The sequence below is a fragment of the Deinococcus sp. Leaf326 genome (assembly GCF_001424185.1).
GTDB lineage: Bacteria > Deinococcota > Deinococci > Deinococcales > Deinococcaceae > Deinococcus.
Map to the genome: position 1 here is coordinate 1 of NZ_LMOM01000055.1, position 8,541 is coordinate 8,541.

Genomic DNA, 8,541 nt, shown 5'->3' on the forward strand with positions numbered 1-8,541 from the left:
CGCCAGCGTCGCCATTCCACCCTGGGCGACTTGACGCCCCACGAGTTCGAACGGCAAGCTACGGCCGCTTAACTTCAGCTACGCAATATCGGGGCAAACCCAGTCCTGCGTCGGCTGCTGCTTGAAGTGCAGCGTTGCCCAGGTTGCCTGTCTGAGCGCGCAGAACCCAGCGATCCCCCTCTGGTTCAAAGTACAGAGCGTACCCATCAGGCAACAGGGAGAGGACCATTGCCTGTGCTCGCTTGATCAGGACGTACGGGTCTACCTCCACACTCAGGTCGCGCGTGAGATCTGCGAAGCCCTCCAACGCCCGGGTGCGCGCGTCAAGTTCTGCGGTCTGGCGCTCCTGCTGGGCGGTTTGCTCTGCCCGCTCGAAGGCCAAGGTCAGGCTACGACCAACGGACCGAAATACGCGGCGCTCACGGTCCGTCCATACCCGAGCATCGGATGTACCCATGGTCAGCAGGCCGTGAGGCTTGCCCTCCAGAAAGTAGGGATAGAACGCTGCCGCACCATACACCTCGGTGGACGCCGCCCCTTGGGGGTCCCAGCCATCTATAAACACGACCTCCCCTTCTTCAAAGGGACGCGCGAAGCTCGGAAGCTCGGCAGGGAAGCCTTTCCTAGCCTGCGTCACCACCTCAGGAGGGGTAGTTTCGGAGAAGAGGCGCCCTTTCCAGAGTCCATCTTCCAACTCGGAGTAGCCCACCTCCACATTCAGGGTGGCGACGAGCACGCGCTGAGCCTCCTGAGCGAGGCTCAGCGAGGCCGTGGTGTGGCTGGACTGTTCCGTAAAACGGACGAAGGCGTCCAGCGAAGCGCGTTCGACTTCCAGCACGCGGGTTCGCTCAGCGCGTTCCAATAACAACGCCAGACTATTGACTGCGGTTTCCAGCGTTGCCCGGTCCGCGCGGGTCCACGACCGCTTCACCTTCAGCCCATACCCGAAGAGACCTTGACGCCGCATATCCACCCAGACGGGTAGGGCTGCTGTCGAGGCCAGACCTTCTGTGCCTGGTACCTCCTGGTCCAGCGCCGGATCATACGCCTCTTGGTAGAACGGCGTGCCCCGCTCCCAGGGGATACGGAAATTCAATACTGTCTCGTAGGGCAAGGCAGATTCCAGGGCAGCTTGTATGGTCGCATCATCCGGGCCGCCCACCTGAGAGCGCAGGTGCCAGGTGAGGCCATCGAGTTCGTAGTAGACCGCGAAGCCCTCGCCGATCAATTCATGAACAGTCTGTTGAACCTGCTGGATGAGCGTCGTGGCGTCTGTTTCCGGAGTGCGGGCCAGTTGGGCGAAGCGTTCCAGGGCAAGAGTGCGGGCCTCTAGATTCACGTTCTGAGTTTCCAATCTGCGGGCCTGTTCGGTGCGTTCCAAGGCGAGGGTAAGGCTGCGCCCTACTGCACGAAAAACACTGCGGTCGCGTTTGCTCCACTGGTGCTGATCTCTCAGGCCGAGTGAAAGGATGGCCCGTACCTCACCCGCCAGCACCAGTGGGTAATGGGCGATTGTCCTGTAAGCCTCGGTCTGCTGGATCTGACCCTGGACAGCATCCCATCCTTCAATGAAGATAGGTTGGCCTGTGGCTAACGCTTGAGCGAAGCTGGGTGTGTCGCGTGGCAGACCCTCTTGAAGAATCTGACGCAACTCGGATTGGGTTTTCAGGTCTTCACTGTGGACGCGGAGTTTCCAGCGGTGAGCGTCCAACTCATAATAGCCACTGGAGCACTCTGGAAATCGCAGCTGCAACACAGCGATGGCCTGCTGCGCCAGTGCAAGCACGTTAGTCTGGGTCCCCACCGCCTCGGTAAAGTCGACGAACACGTCCTGAACGCGGGCGTCCAGAAGCAGTTGTTGGCTGCGTTCGTCCACCTGACGCTGCAGATTCGCGGTCAGCTGGGCACGTCCTAAGGCGATGGCACATTGCGCCGCCAGGGTTTGGAGGAAGCGCCGCTCTTCAGAGGTGAAGTGATGGGGCTGCTTGAAGTCGAGGATGATCGCTCCGAGCGGCTGCTCATCCAGGAACATCGGCAGCACAGCGGTGGCGACAGCGGCCACGCCACCGGTACGGGCTTCAAGTTCAGGGTAGGCCTGCACCAGGGCGCCCTGCTGCTCAAAGAACAGGGGTTCATGTCGCTTGAGGGCATCTCCAGCAGGAACGTTGCCGTCGAGCGGACCATCTTGCCAGAGGGTCTGAGCGCCTTCCTCGTAACCCTGGGTCGTCGCAATCTCCAGACGCTGGCCCATGTCGTCGACGAGCAGAATGGCACCAGCAATGGCGTTCAACGCCTGGAGGGCAGGGGTAAGGACAATTCTGAACACGTCTTCTGGAGCACGGGCGGCGGCGAGCGCCTCCGTCACAGCCTGGAGATGCTCACTAAGAGAAAAGGGCACCCCAGAGGATGTGGCGGCTTGAGTGGACACGGAGCCAAGATACTGGCTACAACAGTGGAAATTGGAGAGAGGCCTGTCATTTCGCACGCCGAAGGCTTCACCTCAATCGGAGCAGAGCCGTCGTCCCTCCATCCTGGCTGTAGAGCCTCAGAGTCAGATCGGTGCAGGCACTCGCATTCTGCTGGTCGCCCGCCTGCTGAAAGTGCTTCCGGCCCGCCGGTGGGCTGTTGTGATCGCGGACCGGGAGTTCGTGGGGCGCGAGTGGTGCTCGTTCCTGCGCTGGAAACGCATCCGGCAGTGCATCCGCATCCGGGAGAACACCAGAATCGAGGACGAACTGGTGCGAGACCTGTTCACGACGCTCCAACCGGGACAGATGCGCACCCTGTTCGAGCGAATCTCTCGGCTCTTCGGCCTGTTGTGTATTGCGCTGGCCTGGATGACCCGGATCGGCGCGCAGCGGACAGAGACCCACGCCCCTCGGCGGGACAAGCGCGGGCGAGCGGTCGTGAGCGTGACGCGGATCGGGTGGCAGATCCTGAGTCAGGCGGCTCGATGGGGCGGCGAGGTCTTCTGGGACTGCCTGCGGCTCCTCGGAACGCCGTTCCCAACCGCTCGCACGTCAGTTTCCCGAAGTGTCAGGTGCTGAGCGAGGGAAGACCGTGCCGGTCTTCCCTAAGCAGGCTCCACCAGATCGAAGCGTAGGGCACCTTGAAGACGAACCTGCTGAGCAACAACGCAATCCGCCAGGCATCGGTGATGTTCTGGTGGACGCAGGTCATTCGGGTACTGAAGTGCCGCCGGGTCCAGCGGTAGAAGTGGCGGATAGCCGCACGGCGGCCTAGACTGTGACGGGGACGATATCTAGCCATATCGTCCCCCTTTTTATGTGCTCAGCAAGCTGTTTTTGCCCCACGGGCTCCAAGCCCTAAACGGCGTTCTATAGGTCAACCCCTATTCGCGGTGATCTGTTGTTGCACCCGTCGCCTTCGTCTTGGCGCAGTCTGACAAGTCTCATGCCGCGTTTTGAAGGGTACAGCGTCGCGACACATGAAATGACGCAGCCTTATCAGAATGCCTTCGCTGAGGGCTATGGACTGGCGGCACAAACGATAACTCAGGAAGCAGCGTATTTCCTTGAGGGCGCCCTCCTCTTCTGAAGTACAAGATGACACAGAGTTGACCCTTGATCTCTAGCTCCTAACTCGTCTAAATTTGGCTCTTGCTTAATACTCACAAATCAACACACCTTCACACACGAGAAGAGCCTATACGAGAGGCATGCTACCTCCAGAACAGTGGGGCAAATGGCGCCAGGTGCTGGGAGAAGCGGAGTACGGTTTGTGGGCGGCCACCCGCACCATCGACGGCCTGCGCTCTGGGCCCACAGCCGCGACCCAACTCGTCTTGGTCAACATGGGCCCAGTAGCGCTACACATTCGGGACATCGAGGTGAACTGGCTCATCAGGGGTACCTTCTATTGGTATCGGCCAGGCGTGGTAGAAGCGCGGGGATCCTGGACGTTATTGGACGACCGAAGTTTCGATGTGCTGATGGCGATGACACGGCGAGAGGGTCGGCGTGGGTTTGGGATGCAAGGGGTGATCCACAAGGTCGTGGTGCACCTCGATGAGCCCACGCCTCTAGAGTTGGCCTTCGAGGTGTCGTGGGGATTCATGACCCCCAGTGCTGACATGGGGTTCTTCCTGCCTGCTCTGGAAGACGCTAAGGACAGAAGGTAATCGCTATGCCTGTTGAGGTGGGTCTGGCCCTAAAAGTTGGACGGTTTCGAGGAGAGACTCGGCTCGGATCAAGGGGACAACATCAGCTTTTCCTTCTCACGCAGGAGACGGGCTGACGGTCCCCTGGTTGTCCGGCAACCTCGTCTGGACCCATGTCCTTCGGGGAGATGGAGCTCTAGGCCGCCGTACTCTGGCGGATCTGTCAGGAGGAAGAACAATGTACAGCTGAAGTCTTGAGGCGGGCAGCGGTGGAATGCCTCATCGCTGATCTCTTCTTCTGCAGGACTGTCCATGTAGGTTTGAGAGAAATGCAGTGCTGGGGAGCTGCGGTACCAGATGTTGCAGGTCCTTTGTTCGCCTCTCTTTGCGGGGAAGGCAGCGGCCTCTTGGGTGGATTCTCGGGGACGACTTTAGTCGTTGTATTCGTCTCTTGGACGGGGCTGTTCCCTCTAACGAGGCTCTGCAACACCAGAAGAAGTGGTCCGGTCATCGCTCTAGCAGGTCGGGTATCTTCCTCCCATGTCTGAACGTCCGGCCCTCAGTGAGCAAGACCATCTCAGCGAGGATCTTTACCAACTCGCTACCGAGCTCCATATCACCCAGACCCCGCAAACCCTTCTCCACCTGCTTCTCCACCATGCTCGGCAGACGTTGAGTATCGGCACCAGTCTCGCTGTTCTAGGGCAAGGCGACGCGTGGCTGTCACCGGTCGTCCAAGGGGGTTTTGCGAACCTATCCCCTGAAGAGCTCACTCATCTTAGCCAGCGACTTATGCTTCAGGCTCAGACACTTGGTGGCCCTGTTGTGCTCAAGGGTAGGGGGCAGGAAAATTGGGTCTTTCTGCCCCTCCGGACCGATGAACGTCTCTTGGGATTCTTGGTCCTCGCTCCAGACGAGAGCGCTGCATCTCTCTCTCCAGCACAACTCCGTTATCTGCACAAACTGGCACTCCATGGCGCTAACGCGATTGCGGGGGCCCAGCTGCTGCTCCAACTTCGGCAGAGCGAGACGCGTTATCGCCGTCTCGTCGATGAAAGTCCGGTTGGCATTGCCGCCGGTTTTCTCGACGGGGGCCTCACCGAAGCGAACGATGCCTACCTCAACCTCCTGGGGTTTACCCGCGAAGCCTACGAACGCGGCGAACTGGACTGGGCCGCCCTCACCCCACCGGAATATCACGCCATAGACGCTGCTGCGTTTCAACGGGCCTTCGATCAGGGCACGTCCGGTCATTACGAGAAAGAGATGCTCACCAGTACGGGGGAGCGCATTCCGCTGGAAATCACCCTGATGCAGTATGCCGAGGGCGACCGCCAACGGGTGGTGGGCTATCTCCGTGATCTCCGTGCCCAGCGCGCAGCTGAAGCGCGGTGGCAGGCTCAGACGCATGGCCTTCAAAATCAGTTGGAGGACCGCAGCCTCACCCTGGCACAGCAGGCCGAATCGCTCCGTCAACAGCGGGCAGAGCTCGAAGCACGCACGCGTGTTCTGGAAGGGTTTGCCTCGTTCACCCGGGAGCTGACGTTGAATCTTGACCCTTACGCCCTGATTCGGCGGGCCCAACAATTCACGTTGACATTGCTCCCGCCTCAGGCCTTCGCTCTCTACTACGAGCCACACCTCGACCTCTGGCGCGTGAAGGCACAAACAGGTGAGGTTGGAAATCCCGATCTCCAGGCGGTCCTGGACCGGGGCCTTCCCTTCGAGGAGACCACCAACCTGTTTCAGCCCTGGGACACCCGGATACCCCTCTATCAAGAGGCGTACGATTCCAGGAAGGATACCGTTGCCCGGGAGACCACCCAACTTCAGTCCACAGCGACCCTGCCACTGAGCGTCCGTGGACATTCCCGCGGGATTTTTGCCATTGGCCTGAATGTCGCTCAGCCCTGGACGCCTATCGACAAAGTGGTGCTGGAAACAGTAGTTCGCAGTCTCAGTCTTGCTCTGGAGCGTGCCGAGCAGACCCAACTCTTGCAACAGCGAAGTTTGGCGTTGGAGCACAGTAATCGGGAGCTCGAACAATTCGCCTATGTGGCCAGTCATGATCTGCAGGAGCCTCTGCGAACAGTCACCAGTTTCTCTCAGCTGTTGATCCGGCGCCTGGGGAAAGTTCAGGACGATCCGAAGGCTGCTCAATATGCAGAGCTCATCACGGACGCAACTGGGCGAATGCGAACCCTGATTGATGACTTGCTCGAGTTTTCTCGTGTGGGTTCCCGTGTCGAGCCCCTCAAATCGATAGATCTCGGTGCTGTTCTGACTCAAGTTCAGGCTGATCTCCAACATCGGCTTGAAGAAACGCAAGGGCAGCTGGCATTTGAAAAGCTTCCCCGAGTACTTGGCGATCAGGCACAACTCCGACAACTCTTCCAGAACCTCATCAACAATGCGCTGAAGTTTCAAGCTCCAGGACGTATCCCACGAGTGAGCATTTTAGCTGAACGGAACGAGGACTGGGTTGAAGTCAGGGTGATAGATAACGGGATCGGCATTGACGCTGCGCATTTCGAGAAGATCTTTACGGTCTTTCAGAGACTGCATCGAAGAGACGAGTACGCAGGAAATGGTATTGGTCTGGCAATCGTCCGGAAGATCATGCAACGCCATGGCGGTTCAGTCGAGGTCAACTCGGTAGTTGATGAGGGGACGACTTTTACTCTGAAGTTGCCAAGTGAGTCTTACAGAGAGAATAACAATTTCTAATCGTACTTTCTATATTGATCGGTAAAATAGTTGCAGAATAGAGAAGCATAGCTTTCACAAGAACTTATACCTTAGATAATCGAGATCCTGCGTCGAGTCTATCAGTTCGTCGTAAGCCCGTTCCAGAATCTTCGCGCCCTGGGCAAAATTCTCCGCGATCTGTTGACGCGCTTCTCTAGCTTTTGGGGTCGGCTGATCCTGTTGATCACGCAACAGATCTGCAACCTGATGGAGTTCCTGTATCGCACGTTGCAACTGGTAGTGCGCTTCATTTTGCCGACCGATGAGCCGACGAATCAGCTGAGAAATATCGCCGCCTCGATAGGGGGTCAGCTGAGTTGCTTCCATCCGCTCCAAGGTTTCGTGCAGTTGTCGTTCCTGAGCGTCGTTCATGAGACCTTAAGGTAAGAATTAGAGCGATGAGCATTTGTGACTTTTGCAACACCTTTAGATGGAGTTCTGGTGGGATGACCGAGTATTCAGCTGATCTAAAGCGTGCCCTACGACCTCACTGTCGCCTATGAAGTGCTGATCGTCGGCGGAGGCTTCGCGGGCCTCAGCGCCGCCCTGTACAGTGCACGCGGCAGGTGTCGCGGTGTGTTGTGTACCGCAGGTCCCAGTCGCAGCGCTGCCGCCGCCTCGACCTACGGCCTGCTCGGTTATGACGGGGGCGATCCCGTCCATCTCCTCCAAACTGCTCGACATCAACTTGCCCTCTATAACTTCCCCATTCTCGATGGTGAGGTTGTCAAGATCACAGGACAGAACAACGCCTTCACCGCTTACCTTGCGGACGGCCGCACGCTCCAAGCTCGCAAGCTTATCCTGGCGACCGGCGTACAGGACATTCTGCCTGACATCCCAGGGCTCCGGGAGCAATGGGGCTGGAGGGTACATCACGGCCGGTATTGCTCTGGCTGGGAGAGGCATGACCCGGCGTTGGCCCTTTACCAGCCCAGCCTTGGGGGAGTGAACGGTCTACAGACAATCCTGTACCACCAGAAGATGTCGCCGGATCTCCTGATCTGTAGTGACGGGCCGCTGGATTTCATGCTCGAGCAGCGCCACTTGCTGGAGCATCTCGGCGTCACCCTGATCGACAGCACGCTCGCACGAGTCGAGGGGACGGACACTGGCGTGCGGCTGCACTTCGCGGATGGCACGAGCGCGGAGCGAGGCGTGCTCTACACGCATGGAGAGCGGCGTCCTCGGGCGGGTCTAGCCGAAGCACTCGGTTGTGAGATGACGCCAGCCGGGATCAAGGTGGACCCGCTGACTCACCGGACTACAGTGGCAGGCGTGTTGGGTTTGCCCCGATATTGCGTAGCTGAAGTTAAGCGGCCGTAGCTTGCCGTTCGAACTCGTGGGGCGTCAAGTCGCCCAGGGTGGAATGGCGACGCTGGCGGCATGCGGGCCAATTCTGCCTGGAAGATCCCACTCGCGTATTGACTGCCCCGGTCGCTGTGATGCACCCGTCCGGGAGACGGATGACGGCGCCGGGTCGCCATCTGCAGRGCCGCCAGTGGCAGCGTGGCCGSCATCTGCGTGTCCAGCGCGTAGCCGACCACGGCCCGTGAATRCARGTCCAGGGTGACCGCCAGGTACAGCCAGCCTTCTCTGGTCGGCAGGAACGTCAGGTCCGACGCCCACACCTGATTCGGCTGCGCAACTTCGAACTGGCGCGCCAGCAGATT

The 8,541-nt window shown here is 59.2% G+C and carries 5 protein-coding genes and 3 pseudogenes; 4 read left to right on the plus strand and 4 right to left on the minus strand.

Translation table 11 applies throughout. The annotated features are described in order from the left end of the window. Nucleotides 1-58: 58 nt before the first annotated feature. The gene (locus tag ASF71_RS16470; protein ID WP_156372916.1) at nt 59-2,428 is read right to left on the minus strand and encodes a GAF domain-containing protein; all 2,370 of its coding nucleotides are present in this window, start codon (nt 2,426-2,428) and stop codon (nt 59-61) included. Between the two features lie 94 nt (nt 2,429-2,522). Here ASF71_RS16470 and ASF71_RS23050 point away from each other — a divergent pair. After that, nucleotides 2,523-3,047: pseudogene (locus ASF71_RS23050) on the plus strand (IS4 family transposase); the annotation flags it as partial. A 1-nt stretch (nt 3,048) separates the two neighbouring features. On the opposite strand, the pseudogene ASF71_RS25320 reads toward ASF71_RS23050, so the two are convergent. Then, nucleotides 3,049-3,270 (minus strand): annotated as a pseudogene (locus ASF71_RS25320) (IS982 family transposase); the annotation flags it as partial. A gap of 409 nt (nt 3,271-3,679) precedes the next feature. Here ASF71_RS25320 and ASF71_RS16480 point away from each other — a divergent pair. Together ASF71_RS16480 and ASF71_RS23055 are read left to right on the plus strand one after the other, a co-directional pair. Continuing rightward, nucleotides 3,680-4,141 (plus strand): hypothetical protein, encoded by a 462-nt coding sequence (locus ASF71_RS16480; protein WP_156372917.1) that lies wholly within the window; start codon nt 3,680-3,682, stop codon nt 4,139-4,141. Nucleotides 4,142-4,660: 519 nt separating this feature from the next. Beyond that, nucleotides 4,661-6,847 (plus strand): ATP-binding protein, encoded by a 2,187-nt coding sequence (locus tag ASF71_RS23055; RefSeq protein WP_082506126.1) that lies wholly within the window; start codon nt 4,661-4,663, stop codon nt 6,845-6,847. Nucleotides 6,848-6,901: 54 nt separating this feature from the next. Here ASF71_RS23055 and ASF71_RS24095 read toward each other — a convergent pair whose 3' ends face one another. Continuing rightward, nucleotides 6,902-7,240, minus strand: coding sequence for a hypothetical protein (locus ASF71_RS24095; protein WP_156372918.1), 339 nt, complete (start codon nt 7,238-7,240; stop codon nt 6,902-6,904). Nucleotides 7,241-7,342: 102 nt separating this feature from the next. On the opposite strand from ASF71_RS24095, the gene ASF71_RS23060 reads away from it, so the two are divergent. After that, nucleotides 7,343-8,194 (plus strand): NAD(P)/FAD-dependent oxidoreductase, encoded by an 852-nt coding sequence (locus ASF71_RS23060; RefSeq protein WP_082506127.1) that lies wholly within the window; start codon nt 7,343-7,345, stop codon nt 8,192-8,194. Here ASF71_RS23060 and ASF71_RS23065 read toward each other — a convergent pair. Further along, nucleotides 8,181-8,541, minus strand: a pseudogene (locus tag ASF71_RS23065) (transposase); the annotation flags it as partial. The gene ASF71_RS23060 and the pseudogene ASF71_RS23065 overlap by 14 nt on opposite strands.

What these genes read in the sequence shown, in the direction of transcription:
- ASF71_RS23055 (WP_082506126.1), top strand. Translation starts at nt 4,661, where the DNA reads ATGTCTGAACGTCCGGCCCTCAGTGAGCAAGACCATCTCAGCGAGGAT.
- ASF71_RS16480 (WP_156372917.1), top strand. Translation starts at nt 3,680, where the DNA reads ATGCTACCTCCAGAACAGTGGGGCAAATGGCGCCAGGTGCTGGGAGAA.
- ASF71_RS24095 (WP_156372918.1), bottom strand. Translation starts at nt 7,240, where the DNA reads ATGAACGACGCTCAGGAACGACAACTGCACGAAACCTTGGAGCGGATG.